Origin of the sequence: Pseudomonas sp. PvP027 (genome assembly GCF_017833005.1) — a bacterium.
In the GTDB taxonomy this organism is placed as follows: Bacteria; Pseudomonadota; Gammaproteobacteria; order Pseudomonadales; family Pseudomonadaceae; genus Aquipseudomonas; species Aquipseudomonas congelans.
Map to the genome: position 1 here is coordinate 1461126 of NZ_JAFIBK010000001.1, position 20258 is coordinate 1481383.

A 20258-nucleotide genomic window follows, 5' to 3' on the forward strand; every position below is an offset into this window, starting at 1 on the left:
AACACAGCTAAGGATGCTCCGATCAACTTGCTGCGCAGCGGCGGCGAGTCGCAATTTGCCCGGCACCCAGCGCTATTTGCTGAAAATGGCCTGATGCAGCGCGCGTTGAGGGCGTTTCCGCCCGGTTTTCCGTGTTAAACGCGCAACTCACCCATACCCATCAGCTGTTTTCGAGCCATCCACAGATTCGACAGGGCGAACAGCGTGGTCAGCTGAGCTGTGTTTTTCATCAGCCCACGAAAGCGCACTTTCACGTAGCCAAACTGACGCTTGATTACGCGAAACGGATGCTCGACCTTGGCCCGTGTCTGAGCTTTGCAGTACTCGATCTTGCGCTTGGCCTTGTAGAGCACGCTGCGTTTATTGAGCCTGGAATACGTGCTGCGCCGCGCAGCGATTTGCCAGATGACCTCACGATTTTCATGCTCTTCACGCTTCTCGACACCGGTGTATCCCGCGTCTGCATACACCGCGTTTTCTTCGCCGTGGAGCAGTTCGGCGACCTGCGTGACATCGGCCACATTGGCCGCAGTGCCATGAACATGATGAACCAGGCCCGACTCCGCATCGGCGCCGATATGCGCCTTCATCCCGAAGAAGTATTGGTTACCTTTCTTCGTCTGATGCATCTCGGGATCACGCTTTCCTTCCTCGTTCTTGGTCGAGCAAGGGGCATGAATGATGGTGGCATCGACGATGGTGCCCTGGCGCAGGGACAGGCCTTTCTCTTGCAGATAACCGTTGATGACCGCGAGGATCGCAGGGGCCAGTTGATGCTTTTCCAGCAGGTGCCGGAAGTTCATGATCGTGGTGTCTTCAGGTATCGGGGCGCTCAAGGTCAGGCGTGCAAACTGGCGCATGGGCGTGATTTCGTAGAGCGCTTCTTCCATGGCCGGGTCGCTCAGGGAGAACCAGTTCTGCAGCAGATGAATGCGCAGCATGGTTTCCAGAGGATAAGGTTTTCTGCCTCCGCCGGCCTTGGGGTAGAACGGTTCGATCAGGCCCAGTAGACCTGTCCAGGGCACGACCTGATCCATCTCGGCGAGGAAGCGTTCGCGGCGTGTCTGCTTGCGCTTACCGGCATATTCGAAATCGGAAAAGCTCATCTGGCTCATGGGCGGCTCGGATCAGGTGGTCAGGCGTATTTCAGCACATTTGAAGACTTGTTCGGAGATTCCCTAACGCCGTCAATCGATTGAAAGAACTGCTAAAAGAAGCTGGCTGGCGTGATCACATTGACTGCCAACTGGGTTCAAACACGGTGTCCGCCAGACAAATGGACGCTTGTGCTCAAGTAAACTTCGCTAAATTCGGTAGTGCATGGAGCACGCTGGATGATATGTACGGAGCATTGGGCTTTGCAACGATGAAAGTAGGTGTAACAGGAAAAACCTTCAGCAAGGAAATTTCTGGCACCCAACATCGTCAACACTACTTTCAAGTTGAGCATGTAGGTCTTTATATCCGAGATCATTACGACTTCAATGGCATACAATACTTGGGCACATGGACAGAAGATCGCGTACTCACCAAATCGGAAACACTCATAACCTTGCACCCTCAAGGAAACTTGATAATCAGATTGAAAGATGGGCCCTTTGCTGCAATCACAAACGCAAACTTTCGAAACTATCGTGTAGAACAAATCAAAGGGGGCGACTTCATAATTTATTCGGACATCATGTGGAAGAAATCCGATCAAATCATTGAGCTAGGAACATGGCTATGAAAAAATCATCTCGCACAATAGTATTTTTTTTGTCATACGTCATCATCGCAGGCGGTCTCTGGATCGCTTCTGAATGGTGGGAAAAAGGACTGGCTGAAAAATCGAGCGGCCCGCATGTAAGTCCGGGTGGATGTTATCGAGTAGATATATTTAAACCATTTTGGGTCTTACCTATGATGTTTCATCGAGAATCCGATCCCAACGAAGATCAACCACCCACGTGGTTTCCCTGGTGGGGCTACCCGGCGTTTTTTCGACTTTACGATCACCGCACTGGCGTATTGATTTCAGAGACGAAGATTTACGATCTGGAATCAGCGGGCGATAAACTGTCGTGGGGAAGTGGATCGGGAGTGGTAATGTCCGGTTTGATCTTAATTGGCCCCAATCTCCCTGATTGCATGGGTGATCGCCCTACTCGCGTAAAGCCTCAATGAAAGTGGCATCGGGACGCTGGGTATTTTTTCTGGCCTACATAACTATCGCAGGCAGTCTCTGGAACGCATCGGAATGGTGGGAAAAGGATTAGCGGAACGCTCTGGCGAACCTGACATAAGCCCTGGAGGCTGTTACCGAGTAGAGCTGTTCAAACCATTCTGGGTTCTTCCGATGATGTTTCATTCGATGCCGCATCCGGATAGTGAGGTCCCAAGAAGGTGGCTACCCTGGTGGGAATACCCTGCGTTTTTTCGGCTCTACGATCATCGCACTGGAGAGTTGATTCCAGAGACCGAGGTTTACGATCTGGCGTCAGCGAGCGGACCGCTGGACTGGGGAGACGGATCGGGTGAGGTATCGGCTGGAATGATCTCAATTGGCCCCAATATCCCTGACTGCATGAATGATCACCCTGCTCGCGTGAACCCTCAATAACGAGAGCATTACGATGCTGGACATTTTTAAATGATCGTTCCAACGCTACGCATTGGCACGATAGTGACTAGGACACCGAGTTACAGGCCGCCACAGCCTCAATGCGAAAACAACGAATTCCCCACCTTCCCCGCCATTTTCTCCGGTTTGATCAGAAACCGCGCCAGCGCGGGCAGCAGCCATAGTGCGCCGAACATGTTCCACAGCAGCATGAAGGTCAGCATCAGGCCCATGTCGGCCTGGAACTTGATCGCCGAGAAGATCCAGGTGCACACACCGATGGCCAGACACAGGCCGGTGAACAGCACGGCCTTGCCGGTGGATTTGAGGGTTTCATAGTAGGCCTCCTGCAACGGCAGGCCGGCGCGCAGGAAGCTTTCCAGACGGCTGTAGATGTAGATGCCGTAATCGACGCCGATGCCCACGCCCAGCGCCACCACCGGCAGGGTTGCGACCTTGACGCCGATCCCCATGAAGGCCATCAGGGCGTTACCGAGCACCGAGGTCAACACCAGCGGCAGGACGATGCACAGGGTGGCTGCCCATGAGCGGAAGGTGATCATGCACATCGCTGCCACGCAGAGGTAGACCAGCACCAGAATCACCAGCTCGGACTGCCTGATCACTTCGTTGGTCGCGGCCTCGATGCCGGCGTTGCCGGCAGCCAGCAGAAATTGCAGGTCCGGCGTGTCGTTCTGTTTGGCGAAGTCCTGCACTGCATGCACCGCCCGGTCGAGGGTTTCGGCTTTATGGTCGTTAAGGAACACCAGCAGCGGCGCCAACGAACAATCGGTGTTGTACAGACCGTCGGCGCGGGCGATGGAGTTGTTCAGCACGTCCTTGTTACGCGACAGGCTCTCCCATTTCAGGTTGCCCTCGTTCATGCCCTTGATCATCTGTCTCGACACCGTCACCAGCGAAATGGCCGACTGCACGCCCTGAGTGTTTTCCATCCTCCAGGCCAGCTCGTTGATCGCTGACAGGGTCGAATACGCCGAGCACCCCTCTGGGGCTGTCTTGACCATGACCACCAGCACATCGGAACTGGTCGAGTAATGATTGATGATGAACGCGTTGTCCTGGTTGTAACGCGAGTCGGGGCGCAGTTCTGGCGCGCCCTGATCCAGATCGCCTATCTTCAGGTTCTGGCTGTACCAGAGCCCGCCACCGAAGGCCAGCAGCGCCAGCACAAGTGAAACCGGCGCGACTCTGGCGCTGGCAAAGTTCGCCAGCAATCGCCAGAAAGGATGCTCGGAGACCGCATCCTGCTTGCTGCGGCTCACGGCCTTTTTGCTGATACCCACGTAGGAAATCGCTACCGGCAGCAGGATCAGGTTGGTGAACACGATCACCGCCACACCAATGGAAGCACCGATGGCCAGCTCGCGGATCACCCCGATGTCGATAATCAGCAGCGTGATGAAGCCCACCGCATCGGCCAGAATCGCGATCATGCCGGGTAGAAACAGCTGACGAAACGTCCGCCGTGCAGCGGTCAGGGCGTTGTCGGCCTCGCTGGATTGCAGGGCAATACCGTTGATCTTCTGGACACCGTGGGAGATGCCGATGGCGAAGATCAGAAACGGCACCAGCATCGAATAAGGGTCGATACCGAAGCCGACCACATGCATCAGCCCCAATTGCCAGATCACCGCAATCAGCGTGGTGCTCAGTACCGCCACCGTGCTGCGGATACACCGGGTAAACCAGATCAGCAGCACCAGCGTGATCAGAAAGGCGATGCCGAAGAACATCACCACCATGAACAGGCCATCGATCAGATCGCCGACTTTCTTGGCGAAGCCGACGATGTGAATCCTGATGTCGGGGTTTTGCGCCTGATACTTGTCGCGGATCTTTTCTTCGAGCTGGTGGGAGAATTGCTGATAGTCCAGCGCCAGTAACCTGCCCTGGTCTGCCGGGTCCGGGTAAAACTCCTGCAGCGGAACGTCGATGATGCTCGACCTGAAATCGTTGGCAACCAGACGCCCGACCTGCCCGGACTTGAGCACGTTATTGCGCAACTGGTCCAGACTGGCGTCCGAGCCGTCGTAACTCTGCGGTATCACCTCGCCTCCCGCAAAGCCCTCCTCCGTGACTTCGGTCCAGCGCACGCTGGGGCTCCACAGCGACTTGAGCCCGGAGCGGTCCACGCCGGGGATGTAAAACACCTCGTCGCTGATCTGGCGCAGGGTCTCCATGTAGTCTTTGGAGAAGATGTCGCCGTCCACCGCCTCGACCGAGATGCGCACCGTATTGCCAAGGTTCGCCAGGTCGTTGCGATGCTTGAGCATGTTCTGAATGAACGGATGAGACAGCGGGATCATCTTCTCGAAACTGGTGGAAGGCCGCACCTGCGTGGCTTGCCAGAACAGAAAGAGGCTGGCCAGCAGGCAGAGGATGATCACTGCCGGGCGATGGTTGAAAATCAGGCGTTCAAGGAAGGTTGCCTTTTCATCCGAATCTTGCGCGTGTTGGTGCGTGCTCATGCCTGAATATCCCCGCCCTGAAAGGTCTTATTGTTGGGTCGTATCGGCGCCCGTCGGCGAGGTGAGGCGAACGCCGCCCTGTCCTACCAGAATCAGATTGCCCTGAGGGTTGCCGGTGACCCCGGCCAGCGAGATGCGATCAGGTCGATTGAAGACCGCGAATGTTTCACCGTTATCGGTGCTGCGCATGACACTGCCGCCATTGCCGACCAGCACCAGCGAGTCATCGGCCAGCAGCGTGGCGCTGGCCAGACCGAACTCGAGCGGCCCGCGCGCGCCCTTCAGTTCGATCGGTTGCCAGCTGTCACCAAAATCGCTGGAGCGAAACAGATTGCCGCGCAGACCATAGGCCAGCAGCGTGGACGGCTGAGCCGTGCCGATCACGCCGAATAACGAGCCTTGGTACGGACCGTCGATTTTCTCCCAGGTCTGCCCCTCGTCACGGGAGCGAAACATGCTGCCCGCTTCGCCGACAATGAACAGGCCGGCGTCCTTGACCTGAGCGATGCCGTTCAGGTGGTACTGGTCCTCGTTGTCCAGCCGGTCGCTGACATCTTCCCAGTGCTGCCCGCCATCGGCCGTGCTCAGCAGCAGGCCGTAGGCACCGATGGCCAAGCCGTTGTCGAGGTCCTTGAACCAGACATCCAGCAGCGGAGCCTCGCGCTTCAAGTCCTCGAACTGCTTGTTCCAGCTCTTGCCGCCATCGCTACTGGCCAGTACTTGGGCGTCGTGACCGACCGCCCAGCCATGCTGTTCATCCACAAAAAATACGGCCGTCAACAACTGGCGGGTAGGCACGCGGGCCTGACTCCAGGTCTTGCCCTGATCATCGGAAAGCAGAATATGCCCATGGTCACCCACCACGACCAGCCGCGCACCCGCATGGGCGACGTCCAGCAGCAACGTGCGTGAGGCCTTGGCCGACTCGATGGCGTAAACGGGAGTGTCTGCAGCTGCGGCAGTAGATACCGGCTCGGCCCCGGCCGTGGCTGGCAGCGCAAAAAAAGATGACGAAACAACTGCCAGGGACATGACCGCGCATAACCGGGTGCGACGATGGAAAGACTCACGCATGGACTTTTCCGCTCTTATTATTATCAGGTGGCTGTTATCGGGTGCCGGTGCCGGACCGTTCTTGTCGATGCCGACGCCCGCAGCGGTAGGGCGTTACCTGTCTGGAAACTCAGCCATCCTAGGCAGCTTTGCAAATGCCTGACAATCGACATGTCGTTATCTTTTGTTAAGCGCGCTGAATGTGATTGATGAATCATCACGACGGTTGATCGGGCAGCCTGACCAGACGCCTGTCAGCGAATGCTCCTGCGCCGCAAGGCCGCTGGTTTGAAAGCATTCACGCTGGGCACCGGCTGAGAGAAATCACTGGTGCCAGGCTCCTGATTGTCGAGGTTCTGTACGTGATAACGCCGCGCCTGCAAGTCATGGAAAACGTCCAGTGCGGACCAGGTCGTCGGCAGTTCGTAATAGTTCTTCAGGTACGCCATGGAAACCCGCCACAACTGCCCCCGAGCATCGTACTGATCGACGATTGCAGCCTGCCAACTGTCCTCGTCCAGGTACAGCGTGCGTCTTGAATAGACATGACGCGCGGTCGGTTTGAGCGTGCCCTCCACCACCCATACACGATGCAACTCATGGCGCGTATAGGCCGGGTTGAGATGACCCACCTGCAATAATTGCCGATAGGTAATGTCGGGGCTGGAAATCCGATAGTTGTTGTAGGGAATATAAATCTCGCGTTTGCCCAGTAACGTCCAGTCGTAACGATCCGGCGAGCCGTTGAACATGTCGGTGTCGTCGGCCGTGCGCAATCCTTCAGAGGCCGGGATCGGCATGTCGTAGGCCAGGCTCGGCGCCCGGCGGACCCGACGTTGCCGCGCACTGTAGGTCCACGCCTGCCGGGGCTCCTGGATCTGGTCCAGTGTTTCATGGACCAGCACGGCAGAACCGGCCATGCGCGTCGGGCACTGGATAAACGACAGGTAATAGAACAGCACGTTATCCAGACTGGCAAAGCTGCCCGCTGGATCGTAGAAGCGAAACAGCACTTCCTGACGCGAAGTGTTCAGCTTGAAATTGCCGTCGCGCTGTATCGCGACTTCCGAAGTGCGCCGCACCGCGTAATGGCCGCGATACCGGGCGATGTGATTCCACACGGCCTGAATACCCTTTTCCGGAAGGGGAAATGGAATGCCGCCGTAGGCATCGACAAAACCATTGCCGCCGCCGATCAATCTGGCTTTCTGCGCATTGCGGCGGGTGTTGTCGTACACCCATTGCGGCGCCGATCCGGAACGCCGGGTCGGGTATACCGGCATACGGTAGCTGTCGGGATAGGCTTCGAACATCGCTACTTGCCCAGGCGTCAGGTGCGTGCGGTAGTGCTGCATATTGGCGTGGGTGATGGTGAACAAGGGCTTGTCAGCGGCATACGGATCGACATGCCGAGTACCCGAGCCCTTGTATCCGGGCGGGGGCCGGGTGATCCCGCCCGTCCAGGGCGGAATGGTCCCCGTGGCATTACCTGCCCTCTCGCCTCCCAGCGGGGTCAAACGGCTCCCGAGCAACGTGGTATCGACTGCCTGGCAGGTGTTGATCGCGAACAGCAGCGTCAGCGCGCCGCCCAGCCGTTGTTTCATGAGCATGTGGGCTCTCCTTGCATGGCCACGTCGGGACGCGTGTCTGGCGTCCAGGCCGGGAATAGTTCCGTGTAAACGGCATATTGTAAGGGCGACACGGTTATTGACGATTGGCCAATAACCGTGTGTTTAACAGGCAAACAGAGTTGCTCACGTATTCTTATCGCGAACAGGTTATTTATCGGGTATACGTCTGTAGGAAACTTCACAGAATAAGAAGAATGGACAACACGCTGTTAAACACCAATGGAACAGGCACCCGGAATCGCCCACAGTAATGCAACGTGAATGCCAACAGGCCATAAAGAACAGATCGCAACTTATATAAGATACAGATTTGAAACGTCGTGCGCCCGCGTGATGACCAGAATAAAAAACAACGACACACTCTGTTTGATTGTCAGACACCCCACTCACAAGACAACTCGTTATGACTGTTTATTAGCGGGGGATATGAACGCGTGGTAACAACAAGAGTGTTACGTGCTCGAAGCCAGTAACACCGGGTGACGACAGGCAGGGCTCAGTCGATGACGACGTGTGGCAGGAAGCGACTGGTGTCCTTGGTAATCAGGCTGTCGTCTTCACGAATACCGATCCCGGACGCAAGATCGCCGATGACCCAGGAGCCGATCAGCGTGTAGCTGTCGCCAAATCGCGGGAGCGGCGAGTACGCCTGCAGAATGTAGGGCGCATCGGTATAGGGCCCATCGACCGAGATCACCTCATCGCCGGGCGTGCGCATTTCAATGTTAGCGCCCTCACGGGAAAAGTACGGTTTGCGCACCCAGCCTTTGGGGACCGCTTTGCTCGGGTCCCGGTCGACGTGTGCAGGCAGCAGGTTCGGATGGCCTTCGTTGAACTGCCACAACAGCGGCAGGATTCCCTTGTTGCTGAGAATTGCCTTCCACGCGGGTTCGACAAACTGGGTACCACTGGCTGCCACGTGCTGGCCGAATTCCTCGTGAAAGATGTGCTCCCACGCGTGCAGCTTGAACAAGCGCTCGATCCAGAGCCCGTCCAGGTCGACAAAACGCCCGTCAGCGCTGAGCCCGATGTCTTCGATATCGATGTGCCTCGCATCGATGCCGACGTGTGCCGCCATGCGCCGCAGAAAATCGGTGGTGCCACGGTCTTCGACGGAACCGGACATCGCCGAAAAGTAGAACGGAGTCGTACCGGGAAACTCGGCAAAGGCCCTGACCAGGTCCTCGGCAATCGAGTTGAACTGGGTGGCATGCGCAGGCAACACGCCGCGCGCCATCTGCTCTTCCAGCCAGAGCAGTTGCACCGCGCCGGCTTCCATCAGACTGGTCGGCGTATCGGCATTGATTTCGTACATCTTCGCCGGGCCCGTACCGTCGTAGGCAAAATCGAAGCGCCCGTAAAGATGCGGATGTCCCTCCTTCCATGAGGTCTGGATCACGTCGAAGAACGCTTCCGGAATCGCCAGTTGATGGAGCAGCGCTTCGCTGTCCACCACTCGCGCCACAGCGTCCATGCACATCAGGTGAAGCTCCTGAGTGGGCGCTTCAAGATCGCGGGTAATCTGCTGTTCGCTGAACAGGTAATACCCGCGCTCATCCCAGTAACGCTCACCGTCGATGGTGTGAAAGTTGAACCCTTCACGTTCGGCGGTCGAACGCCAGTCCGGACGTTCCTCGATGCTGATCTTTTTCATGCCGCGAACCGTCAGCCTCCGAAACTGCTGCTGCCACCGCTGCTCTTGCCACCCCAGCCACTGCGCGCCGAGGCCTGGCTGCCGAAGCCGCCGCGCGAGATGGTCGATGACACCGAAGACGAGCCGGCCCCCGAGCTGCCCAGGTTGCGCCCCAGGGTGCTCTTGCCGTAGCTGCGATCCGGGCTGGATTGCGCCTGGGTCGAGCGCCCGAAGGTCTTGCCGCGATCGATCTGACTGGGCAGGGACGAGCTGTAATAACCACCCCGGCCATCGCGCGTCTGGTAGATGGGCTGCGAGTAGTAGCGGTTATTACCGAAGCCGTTGCTGAGCAGATTGCCGATCAGCAGCCCGGCCATCAGACCGGTGGTGCCACTCATGCCTGCCGGAGCAGACTGGCTGACTTCCTGATTGGCCCGGTCCAGTGCCTCTTTCGGCACTTGTCCGGAAAAGCCCAGTTCGAAGCCGCCGAGCTTGGGTATGTACTTGCCGTCAGAGGTGACCTGGCAATAATCCGGGACGAAGTCCGCGTCGCAGGACGCCTTGTCATCATAAGTCGGCGCAATGCGGCGATGATCGGACAACGCCTGCATGTAGGCATCCGAACAGACATTCACCGGCACCTTGGCGTCGACGCACTCCTGCACCGAACTGAAGTTGGCCTTGGCGTTGACGGTATCCTTCTGCTCGGACGGACCGCACCCGGCAAGGGCCAGCGGCAGCGCGCCGGCGAGCACCAGTTTTACTGAACTACGTCTCATCGTGAGTCTCCTTGTTCAAGGCTGCCGTCAGACCGACGGGGTCATGCAGGCTGCGTTGAGAAGACCGACGCTGATCGCGACGCTGGCCGAATAGATGGCTGCTGCCATTTCGCCCTTGGCGATACGCGTCGACAGGCCCTTGAGCACCAGGCTGGTAACGCCGAACGCCAGCAGTTGCACAACGGCGGCAATCACTGCCCAGACGATCACGTCCAGAATGCTGATGCTGTAGCTGATGATGTTACTGGCCGGCAGCGCGAAACCGATCAGCGAACCACCCAACGCCAGCGCGGCGGCGCTGTTGTTCTCGCGAATCAGCGCAAATTCCTTGTGTGGCGTGATCCGGCTGTAAATGAACTGGAACAGCGCGAACAGAATCGCTGCCACCAGGATGTACATGACGAAGCCGAACACAGCGGTGGCATTGAGCGACATACGCAGCGCGTCGATCATGAGGATTTCCTTGTCAAAGAACGTTGATATCAGTGGATTGCAGCGTTATGCCGACCGCCGTGGTGAGCGTGATGCTGCCCTCCTCGTCTTCCTCTACGGAAAACAGCAGAAACTCACGGCGGTTGATCAGTCCCGTTTCGCGGGCGTACAGCATGCTCAGGTGCTTGACGCGATAAGTCGCGTCAGGACTGACGATGTCTTCATCGAGTGGCGTCAGTTCGGTCTGACCGGGTGAAGTCCCCCATTGCCGCTCGAAGACCTCACCGTCGTGCTCGTAGGTCGGCAGGCCGATCTTCGACGACGGGCCGGTCAGGCGCAGCAATTCATCCTTGCTGGTGATCGGCTCGGCGCTGTAGTAGCCGAACAGGATGATGTCCTGCACGTCTTCCGGGGTGGGGCCGTCGCTGACCACTTGCAGAAAGTAGTCCTCGTTATCGAGGTAAAAACGATGCAGCGCCATGGACTGACCAAGATCGATATGCCCTACGGACCAGACCTTTTCATCGCCCGGGACGACCACTTCCGAGTGACCGTCGAGCAACAGCTTCAGTGAACTGTCCAGGCACAGCATCCGTCCGGACGCCAGCCCCAACGGACAGACCGTGCTGACCGGTTGTGCGCCGTCCCGGCCTGATGCCTTGGGGGCTTCCAGGCCCATGGCCCTTTTGAACCAACTCATAATCCATTTCCTTGCAGTCGACGGGTGACGATATATAACGCTCTTCAAGCGCAACAGGCGCAACAGGCGCACTGCCTGCGCGCGAATGGCTCAGTTCTCCGCCAGCAATGCCTTGGAATGCATCAGCCAGGCCACACAAACGCCCGCGAGTGCACCAGCGATATGTGACTCAAACGACACGCCGGCCACCGGAACGAAGCCGAATACCAGCCCGCTGTAAGCGGCCAGTACCAGCAGCGCGATCATCACGCTGGCGATACTGCGCTGATACCACGCACGTGCCAGCAGATAAGCCCACAAACCAAAAATCAGACCGCTTGCGCCGACATGGATATTGCTGCGACCGAAGCTCCAGACCAGCAGCCCGCCCAGCAGGCAGACCAGCCCGGCAACCCACGCATAACGCCTGACACCCTCGGTCGCCACCAGCCAGCTCAGCACAATGAACGGCAACAGATTGCTGAGCAAGTGCTGAATCGACCCATGCAGAAAAGGGGCAAACACAATGCCGCGCAACCCGGTGAGGCTGCGCGGCATGATACCGAAATGGACCAGACTGTTGCCGGTGATCGAGTTGATTGCCTGTACCGCAATCAACACGGCCGACAGGACGAGGATGACCTTGAGTCGTCGGGAAAACGCCATTAACCACCCTCGCCTGCCTTGTTGCAGCGCTTACTGAGCCGGCGTCTGATTTTTGGCTTTCAGGCGCGCCAGAACATCTTGCGCACCGCCGCTTTTGGCACCGATTCCGGCATCCTGCAGACGACGCTCCAGATCGCTGCCGCTGGACTGGCTGGCCAGTTCTTCAGCGGCTTCGAGCTTGGCGTCCTGTTCATCCTGGCGCTGCTTGAGGCGCGCCAGCGAGCCGACTGCAGTTTCCACGGCGCCACTGGCACCACCGGTTGCGGTGGCCGTCGCGACGCGGGCCTTTTGTACAGTTTCACGGGCCTTGGCCATCTCGACCTGCTGCTTGAGGCTCTTGATTCGCGACTCGGCCTTGATCACCTGATCCTGCAGCAGGTTGACCTGCTTGCTGAACTGGTCGGCAAGCTCCTGCTCCTGATCACGCAAGGCTTCGATTTCGGCGATCTTGTTCGCGCATTCTACGGCCAGCGCTTCTTCACCCTTGTTCAGGGCCTGCATGGCGCGACCTTCCCAGTTGGCGATGCTGGTGGCGTGCTCTTCAAGGCGCTGTGCCGAGAGTTTGTGCTTGGCCTTGATAGTAATCAGCCCGTCGCGGGCCTTGACCAGCGCGTTCTCGGCGTCACGGATTTCCTGGTCCAGAATACGGATGGCGTTGGCGTCGGCAATCGACTCGCCCACTTCGGAAGCGCCGCCACGAACAGCGGTCACCAGTTTTTTCCAGATACTTGTAGTCATGAATGTTCTCCGCCTGACAGCGCTGTTCAGTAGATGAAATGATCTTCAAAAGCATCGGCCGCGCGAATGACGTTGTCCGCGAGGGTGAGGATTTCCTGCACCACGACCGTGAGCGACGATGCCGCACTCAATGCGCCGAACAGGCAGTAGACTTCCTGACCGCCGCCCAGCTTTTCGATGCCGACCGACGACAACGGAAACAGATCGCGGCTGCGCAGGACAACGTCGTTGAACGCTTGTACGTTCTTGATCTTGTTCACTTCGATCAAGGTCGCATCGGCGAGAATCTGCTCGCCTTCCACGGCGATGTAGATCGGCAGGTCGCCGTAGTCGGCCATGGTCAGCCTGATCCCCGAGGCATCACCCTCGGTCACGTCGAGCTCGATCTTGCCGTTGGTCACCAGTTCCAGTTCGCTGAGGGCCTTCTGCAGAGAGCTGATGGTCCAGTGGGTATTCTCGGTCATGAAGTCCTCCAGTTTTATTCTGTCGCCCAAAAAGGGCTGTCTTAAGGCTTTTTCGATACCCCGCAGGGCATCGACATTTTCCGGCCGGATCCAGAATTCGCGCTTCACCAGCCCCGCCTCCTTGAGCCGCAGGCGCATTTCACGCATGTAATCGGTGGAGCTCTTGGAAACCTTGGCCGGGACCGCTGCGTTGTCGCCCTGGGTTTTACGAGGCATTGGCGCTCCCCTCTGCTGCTGGCCGTGGATCAGGTGAGCAACGTAGCAGATGTTTCTGAAGATAGATATGCATCACATGTGAGATTTTTTGAGCCACGACAATTCTCGTTCCCACGCTCCGCGTGGTAATGCATTTCGTGACGCTCCGCGTCACATCAAAACCCGCCCGGCGACGCACACTTCGCATAAAAAAAGCGCTGTCCGCAGCAGCGGACAGCGCCTTTGTCACAAGTGCCTGTCAGGCCCTGGGCAACCCTTATTCAGCCAGGCTTTTGCTCACTACTTCATACACGTCCGCCGACAGCTTGCCGGAGGCGAGGATGCGTTCCAGCTCGGTTTTCATCAGCGCCTGACGGGCGCTGTCGTATTTGCGCCAGCGGGTCAGTGGTGCCAATTGACGAGAGGCGATCTGTGGGTTCAGCGCGTTCAGTTCGATGACCAGGTCCGCCAGGAAACGATAGCCGGAGCCATCTGCCGCGTGGAAGTTGACCAGGTTCTGACCGGCGAAGGCACCGATCAAGGCGCGCACCTTGTTCGGGTTCCTGATGCTGAAGGCCGGGTGTTTCATCAGTTCCTGCACACGCTGCAGACCGCCCGGCAGAGTGCTCGCTGCCTGGACGCTGAACCACTGATCCATGACCAGCGCATTGCTCTTGAAGTTCTCGGCAAACACGGCGAGCGCCTTGTCACGCTCCGCAGTGAACGGCGAGTTGACCAGCACGGCCAGCGCGGTGAGGCGCTCGGTCATGTTGTCGCTGGTGTCGAACTGATCGATAGTGGCTGCCAGTACCTCCGGCTTGCCGCTGAGCATCAGGTACGACAACGCGATGTTCTGCAGCGCACGACGGGCGAAGTGCGCGGCCTCAGCAACATAAGGCGTGACCTTCGACACTTCACGGTTGGCCTGATAGCGCGCCAGCAGCCCGTCGAACAACCCCTCTGCCAACTGCTGACGGGCAAACTCGCGAGCAGCGTGAATGGCATCGACATCGGCCACTTCGCTGATTTCGGCCAGATAGGCTTCGCCCGGCAACGAAAGCATTTCCGCGACCATCGCCTGATCCAGATCATCATCCGCCAGCACGGTGCCCAGTGCAGTGATCAGACGCTGATCCATGACCAGTGGCTGGCCTTGCTGATGCTGGCCGATCAGTTCCTGCAATACCTGAACCGACAACTGCTGCCCGGCATCCCAGCGATTGAAACCGTCGCTGTCGTGCTGCATCAGGAACATCAGTTGATCGCGGTCATACGGGAAGCTCAGCTTGACCGGTGCAGAGAAGCCGCGCAGCAGCGAAGGCAGCGGCTTTTCGGCGACATCGACGAAGGTGAACGTCTGCTCGGCTTCGGTAACCGACAACACCCGCGTGGTGCCGGTCGCCGCTGTTTCGTTCGCCAGACGCAGGGCAATCTCGCCGCCCTTGCTGTCCAGCAGCCCCAGTTCGACCGGGATCACGAACGGTTGCTTCTGATCGCCAGGCTGGCCTGGTGTAGTCGGGCAGCTCTGGCGGAAAGTCAGGCTGTAGGTCTTGGCCGCAGCGTCGTACGACTCGCTGACCGCCAGACGCGGCGTGCCCGCCTGGCTATACCAGCGCTTGAACTGGGTCAGATCGACGCCATTGGCGTCTTCCATAGCCTTGATGAAGTCGTCGCAGGTCACGGCCTGGCCATCGTGGCGCTCGAAATACAGATCACTGCCCTTGCGGAAGCCTGCAGCCCCCAGCAGGGTGTGAAGCATGCCGACCACTTCCGAGCCCTTTTCGTACACGGTCAGGGTGTAGAAGTTGGAGATTTCGATGAAGCTGTCCGGGCGCACGGCGTGCGCCATCGGGCCTGCGTCTTCGGCGAACTGGTGGGTACGCAGGTAAGCAACATCCTGAATACGCTTGACCGTGGCCGAGTTCATATCGGCCGAGAAACCGGCGTCGCGGTACACCGTGAAGCCTTCCTTGAGCGACAGCTGGAACCAGTCACGGCAGGTCACGCGGTTGCCCGACCAGTTGTGGAAGTATTCGTGGGCGACGATCGCTTCGACACGCTGGTGTGCGGCATCGGTCGCTGTCTCGGCACGCGCCAGCACGGCACTGGAGTTGAAGATGTTGAGGCCCTTGTTCTCCATCGCGCCCATGTTGAAGTCGTTGACCGCGACAATCATGAAGATGTCCAGGTCGTACTCGCGACCGTAGGTCTCTTCATCCCAGCGCATGGACTTCTTCAGGCTGGTCATGGCGTGCTGGCACTTGTCGATGTTTTCCGGCTCGACATAAATGCGCAGGATCACTTCCCGCTGGCTCTTGGTTGTGAATGTGTCTTCGATGCACCACAGATCACCAGCCACCAGCGCAAACAGATAGGCCGGTTTCATGAACGGGTCTTCCCACGTCGCCCAGTGCCGGCCACCCTCTTCTTCGCCGCTGGCCACCGGGTTGCCGTTGGACAGCAGGATCGGGAAGCCCTGCTTGTCGGCGCTGACGGTGGTGGTGAACTTGCTCATCACGTCAGGACGGTCGAGGTAATAGGTGATCTTGCGAAAGCCTTCCGCTTCGCACTGGGTGCAGAACATACCGCTGGACTTGTACAGCCCTTCCAGCGCGGTGTTGGATTCCGGATGGATGCGTACGGTGCTGTCAACCGTGAAGCTGTCAGCCTGTGGGTGCAGGGTCAGGTGGTCGTCGGTCAGCTGATAATCCGCGGCGCTCAGCTCGACATCGCTCAGCTTGACCGAAACCAGTTCCAGGTGCTGGCCGTCCAGCACCAGCGGTGGCAGGCCTGCGCCACGCTCGGGGTTGCGGCGCATGACCAGTTGCGCGTGGACCAGCGAGTGGTCGTCGAACAGTTCGAAGGTCAGGTTCGTCTCATCGATGAGGTACTCGGGAGCCTGGTAATCCTTCAGGTAGATCATTTTCGGTTGTTCGGTGCGCATGCTGGAATCCTTCTACTGATGCACGGCCAGCTGATAGGCCGTGTATTTGCGAATATTGATCACGCCGGTGTCGAAAATCAGGTATTGGCCCTTGATCCCCAGCAGCGTGCCTTCGGCAATCGGGTTCTTGTCCAGATTGAAGCTGACAATCTTGGTCGGATACGCCTCGACCGGGTAACGAAACTCGACAGGCTCGGCGTCATGTAGCAATTGGATGGCCTGCAGCCCGAATCGTTCTTGCAATCCCAGCAGCCCTGCGCCGCAACTGTCGAACAGCTCCTGGCGAATGGCCTTGAGGTCAACGGGTTGAGCATCGCCCTTGAGCAGGGCACGCCAGTTGGTACGATCAGCCACCTGGCTGCGCAGCAGGTCTTCGACGAAGCCGGACTGTTGACGGGTTGCCACGCGCAGGATCGGCAGTGCCTGGCTTGCACCCTGGTCCAGCCAGCGGGTCGGCAACTGCGTAGAGCGGGTAATACCGACCTTCACGCCTGACGAGTTGGCCAGGTACACGATGTGATCGGTCATGCAGAACTGCTCGCCCCACGCCGGATCACGGCAAGTGCCCTGATCGTGATGGCATTTTTCCGGGCTCATGATGCACAGGTCGCACTGCGCCAGCTTGAGCATGCACGGGTAGCAGTAACCCTGGCTGTAGCTGGACTTGGTCTTGCGCCCGCAATGACTGCAATGAATGGCGCCGAGAAACTCCAGACGCAGCGTCTTGCCGATCAGCGGGTTGACCGCTATCTCGGTCTCGCCGAGGCGAAAAGCGTATTGCACACACGACGTGTCATCCTGACGCGCCGACATTTTGTTGACTGCTCCGCGACCAATTTCGATCAATGAATAGCATCCGATTTGAACAGGATATTGGACACTGGTGCCGATTTGGAGGCGCATTCCTGCGGCCCCATGTAGCCAGTGCGCTGGTCTTCCGGCAGGTTCTGCGCTTCCCAGGCGATCAGCGCCTGCAGGGACAGCTCACGCTGCTCCTGAGTGAGCTTGCGACCGTCGGACCATTTGCCGATTTCCACAGCCAGTTTCAGGCTCTCGTAGATATCCGGGGTGATGTTTTCGATCATTTCTATAAAAGACGACATGGCGCACTCCAGAAAATAGCGGGTAATTCTAGGCCTTGCGGCGCGCAATCGCACCACCCAGCAGCCCGGTGACACAACCGATGATCAGCCCGCCGACATGCGCACCGTTGGCGATTTCGCCGAAGCCGAGCATGCTCACCAGCCCGGACAGGCACAACGCCAGCCAGACCAGCATCATGATCAACACCCCGCGCGGCAGGCGATAGACCGGATTGGGCGCCAGCATCTGGAAAATCCAGCAATGCCCGAGCAGGCCATACAGCACGCCGGACAGTCCGCCAAACAGGCTGGGGCCGCTGAACAGGTATTGCACGTAATTTGAAACCGAAGAGAACAGCAGGGTCAGCAACAGCAGCGACAGGCTGCCCTGGCGAATTTCAATCCGCCGCCCCAGCTCCCAGAACCACATGCCGTTCATGGCCAGGTGCAGGATGCCGAAGTGGATGAGCATGGGCGAGATGATCCGCCACCACTGCCCGGACGCCAGGCTTTCGGACAACGGCAGAAACGTTGCGTACTCGCCATGGATGCGGAAATCCTGAAAGGTCAGCCAGCGGACGGCTTCGAGGTTGTCACCCAGCAGCGTCATGCCGGCCACCAGCAAGGTGACCAGCAACACCAGGGCCGTCACCGGGCTGTTGCGTAACTGCTCGATCAGGCCGGGCGGCTTGTAGGTGGAGCTCCCGATGTCTTGCGTCAGCTGAACGTGCTCGTCGCCTTCGGGGAAGCGCGTGTACAACTCGCGCACCTCCTCGACCAGTCGCGGCGCGTCCGGCACCCACAGGACCTGCTCGCCAGCCTCTTCACTGACCCGATGAGGAATCTGCAAGCGCAGCAATAGCCTGACAAAACCGCTCAGGTCGGTGGTCAGCGGCAAACGCAGGACAGCGACAGGACTCATTCTCAAACCTCGGGACGCTGCACGTCGACCCAGACGAATTTGTCCGGATCGATCTGTGTTTCCTGGTCCAGCCGATAGGCGACCAGCTTGCCGTAGAGTACGGCGCTGTAATCCAGACAGGCCAGGTTCGGCCGGATAGGCGCAGGGATGCCGCTGCGCCAGTAATGACCGACAAACAGCAGCGGCTCATTGATGCCGTAGCGCAGCAAGGCGTTCTTCTCCGACGTGGACAGCGGCGTCTTGGCGACCCCTTCGGGCAACGCGTCGGGCTGAAAGACTACGTCGCCATAGGTCTGCGGGTCATCCTCCCAGAACTTGGTGCGGAAGAATTCGCGGGTCAGTCCATCACCGCCAGTCAGGGTCAGGCCGTGCGGCAGACGCATGTCGGTGCCACGCAGCAGACGGTTGAAGACATTACTGGCGAAGCTGCCGGGCACCGCCGACGCCTGGACAAAATGCTTGTCGATACACCCTGTGCCATGCAAGCCACGCAATGGATCGATCAGCGTCGCATCCCAGCAAGCGTGCACGACCCTGAAGCGACCGGCATCGAGGTACAGCGGTAACTCGTAGAACCAGTTGACGAACTCGCTCCACTCATCCGGATACTGCTCGAACTGCGCCAGGGTCTCGCCGATCAACCGCGCATGACGCGGGGTGTGCTCGCGCACGAACTGGTGACCGCTTTCGGACAGGGCCGGTGTCACCCAGCCCAGCGCGTTGAACTCATGGTTGCCCATGATGCACAGCGCCTGACCGGCCTGAACCATGTCGCGGACGATGTGCAGCGATTCGCGAATACGCGGGCCGCGGTCGATGATGTCGCCGAGGAAAATGACGATGCGCTCGGGATGGCGCCACACGCCGGCCTGCAGACGGTAACCGAGAAGCTCCAGCAAGTGCTCGAGGGTATGGGCACACCCGTGCACGTCACCGATCAGATCATAGCCACGCGCCGGATCGAGCATTAATCGCCCCCGCCGCCGAGCTTGCTGCCCCAGCCGAGCTTGGTGCGGCAGACCTCGTAATAATTGTGATCCAACGGGTGGATCAGACGCAGTTTCTGCGGCTTCTTGCTGACCGTAATGGTGTCACCCGGCGCACAGGTGAAGTGATTCTGACCGTCGCACGACACTTGCGGGTAAATGGTCATGTCCTTGGACACCACGATTTTCAGCTCGCTGTTGCCGTCGACCACGATGGGCCGCCCGGAGAGCGTGTGCGGGTACATCGGCACGATGACGATGGCGTCGAGCTTGGGGTGCATGATCGGCCCGCCTGCCGACAGCGCATAGGCCGTCGACCCGGTCGGCGTGGCGACGATCAGGCCGTCGGCCTTCTGACTGCACACGAACTGACCGTCAATGTAGATCTCGAACTCGATCATTCGCGTGGACTTGCCGGGGTGCAGCACCACGTCGTTGAGCGCATCGCCCTGGCCGATGGCCTCGCCGTGGCGGCGCACTTCGGCCTGGAGCAGGAAGCGGTTTTCAACCAGGTAATGCCCATCGAGCACTTCGGCGCATTTGACCTCCAGCTCGTCGGGGCGGATGTCAGTCAGAAAGCCCAGGCTGCCACGGTTGATGCCCAGCACCGGAACGTTATGCCGGGCCAGTGCCCGCGCCGCACCCAGCAGACTGCCGTCGCCGCCGACCACAATAACCATGTCGCAGACCTCGCCGAGCATCTTGCGCGATGAGGTCTGCAGGCCATGACCGGGCAGGACCTCGGCGATCGTCTCTTCGAGAATGACGTGCAGATGGCGATCCAGCAGGAATCTCTTAAGTCGGCGAACGGTCTCGAGCACCTGAACACTGCCCAGGCGACCGATGATGCCGATATTGCGAAATTGCTCCATGAGGCTCCTGCTGCGGGTTCGATACGACTTGAAAAACGTGATTATGGGCGAAAGGGCCTGACAGCAGCAAACCGGGGTTTAAAAAGCACGT

18 protein-coding genes and 2 pseudogenes are annotated in these 20258 nt (G+C 58.8%); 3 read left to right on the forward strand and 17 right to left on the reverse strand.

Translation table 11 applies throughout. From position 1 onward, the window contains the following. Positions 1-134: 134 nt before the first annotated feature. Positions 135-1115 (reverse strand): IS5 family transposase, encoded by a 981-nt coding sequence (locus JOE33_RS05665; protein WP_105223850.1) that lies wholly within the window; start codon positions 1113-1115, stop codon positions 135-137. A gap of 65 nt (positions 1116-1180) precedes the next feature. On the opposite strand from JOE33_RS05665, the pseudogene JOE33_RS05670 reads away from it, so the two are divergent. The 3 genes and pseudogenes from JOE33_RS05670 to JOE33_RS25730 all read left to right on the forward strand — a co-directional run. Beyond that, a pseudogene (locus JOE33_RS05670) lies at positions 1181-1729 on the forward strand (DUF6402 family protein); the annotation flags it as partial. Continuing rightward, a complete protein-coding gene (locus JOE33_RS05675; protein WP_163009641.1) occupies positions 1726-2166 on the forward strand; it encodes a hypothetical protein in 441 nt (146 codons plus the stop codon). The pseudogene JOE33_RS05670 and the gene JOE33_RS05675, both read left to right, overlap by 4 nt. Continuing rightward, positions 2163-2602: pseudogene (locus JOE33_RS25730) on the forward strand (hypothetical protein). The gene JOE33_RS05675 and the pseudogene JOE33_RS25730 overlap by 4 nt, the downstream one beginning before the upstream one ends. A 98-nt stretch (positions 2603-2700) precedes the next feature. Here JOE33_RS25730 and JOE33_RS05680 read toward each other — a convergent pair. From JOE33_RS05680 to JOE33_RS05755, 16 genes are all read right to left on the reverse strand, one after another. Next, complete coding sequence (locus tag JOE33_RS05680) at positions 2701-5091, reverse strand: RND family transporter (protein WP_122693663.1); 2391 nt, start codon at positions 5089-5091, stop codon at positions 2701-2703. 27 nt (positions 5092-5118) lie between these two features. Then, entirely contained in the window at positions 5119-6165 is a 1047-nt protein-coding gene (locus tag JOE33_RS05685; protein WP_187625281.1) for a YCF48-related protein, read from the reverse strand. 233 nt (positions 6166-6398) lie between these two features. Continuing rightward, on the reverse strand, positions 6399-7754 hold the full coding sequence (locus JOE33_RS05690; protein WP_187625282.1) for a DUF1329 domain-containing protein: 1356 nt from the start codon (positions 7752-7754) through the stop codon (positions 6399-6401). A 517-nt stretch (positions 7755-8271) separates the two neighbouring features. After that, entirely contained in the window at positions 8272-9429 is a 1158-nt protein-coding gene (locus JOE33_RS05695; protein ID WP_187625283.1) for a glutathionylspermidine synthase family protein, read from the reverse strand. 11 nt (positions 9430-9440) lie between these two features. Then, positions 9441-10187 (reverse strand): DUF1190 domain-containing protein, encoded by a 747-nt coding sequence (locus JOE33_RS05700; protein ID WP_054993565.1) that lies wholly within the window; start codon positions 10185-10187, stop codon positions 9441-9443. 27 nt (positions 10188-10214) lie between these two features. Next, positions 10215-10640, reverse strand: a complete 426-nt coding sequence (locus JOE33_RS05705; RefSeq protein ID WP_032614232.1) for a DUF350 domain-containing protein — start codon at positions 10638-10640, stop codon at positions 10215-10217. A 13-nt stretch (positions 10641-10653) separates the two neighbouring features. Further along, on the reverse strand, positions 10654-11319 hold the full coding sequence (locus JOE33_RS05710; protein ID WP_187625284.1) for a DUF2491 family protein: 666 nt from the start codon (positions 11317-11319) through the stop codon (positions 10654-10656). A 90-nt stretch (positions 11320-11409) separates the two neighbouring features. Continuing rightward, on the reverse strand, positions 11410-11964 hold the full coding sequence (locus JOE33_RS05715; RefSeq protein WP_122528793.1) for a rhomboid family intramembrane serine protease: 555 nt from the start codon (positions 11962-11964) through the stop codon (positions 11410-11412). A 30-nt stretch (positions 11965-11994) separates the two neighbouring features. After that, complete coding sequence (locus tag JOE33_RS05720) at positions 11995-12702, reverse strand: PspA/IM30 family protein (protein WP_003409660.1); 708 nt, start codon at positions 12700-12702, stop codon at positions 11995-11997. 26 nt (positions 12703-12728) lie between these two features. Next, a complete protein-coding gene (locus JOE33_RS05725; protein WP_003346660.1) occupies positions 12729-13382 on the reverse strand; it encodes a YjfI family protein in 654 nt (217 codons plus the stop codon). Positions 13383-13638: 256 nt separating this feature from the next. Further along, positions 13639-16305: an aminopeptidase N gene (gene pepN, locus JOE33_RS05730; RefSeq protein ID WP_187625285.1), complete on the reverse strand. Its 2667-nt coding sequence runs from the start codon at positions 16303-16305 to the stop codon at positions 13639-13641. A 12-nt stretch (positions 16306-16317) separates the two neighbouring features. After that, positions 16318-17151 carry a DUF2797 domain-containing protein gene (locus JOE33_RS05735; protein ID WP_024639083.1) on the reverse strand — a complete coding sequence of 278 codons (834 nt, stop codon included), beginning with the start codon at positions 17149-17151 and terminating at the stop codon, positions 16318-16320. Next, the gene (locus JOE33_RS05740) at positions 17148-17408 is read right to left on the reverse strand and encodes a DUF1315 family protein (RefSeq protein WP_187625286.1); all 261 of its coding nucleotides are present in this window, start codon (positions 17406-17408) and stop codon (positions 17148-17150) included. The genes JOE33_RS05735 and JOE33_RS05740 overlap by 4 nt, the downstream gene beginning before the upstream one ends. A gap of 28 nt (positions 17409-17436) precedes the next feature. Next, complete coding sequence (locus JOE33_RS05745) at positions 17437-18309, reverse strand: rhomboid family intramembrane serine protease (protein ID WP_096102866.1); 873 nt, start codon at positions 18307-18309, stop codon at positions 17437-17439. Positions 18310-18311: 2 nt separating this feature from the next. Further along, positions 18312-19277, reverse strand: a complete 966-nt coding sequence (locus JOE33_RS05750; RefSeq protein WP_003409653.1) for a metallophosphoesterase — start codon at positions 19275-19277, stop codon at positions 18312-18314. Continuing rightward, positions 19277-20167, reverse strand: coding sequence for an NAD(+) kinase (locus JOE33_RS05755; protein ID WP_003409651.1), 891 nt, complete (start codon positions 20165-20167; stop codon positions 19277-19279). The genes JOE33_RS05750 and JOE33_RS05755 overlap by 1 nt, the downstream gene beginning before the upstream one ends. Positions 20168-20258: the final 91 nt, after the last annotated feature.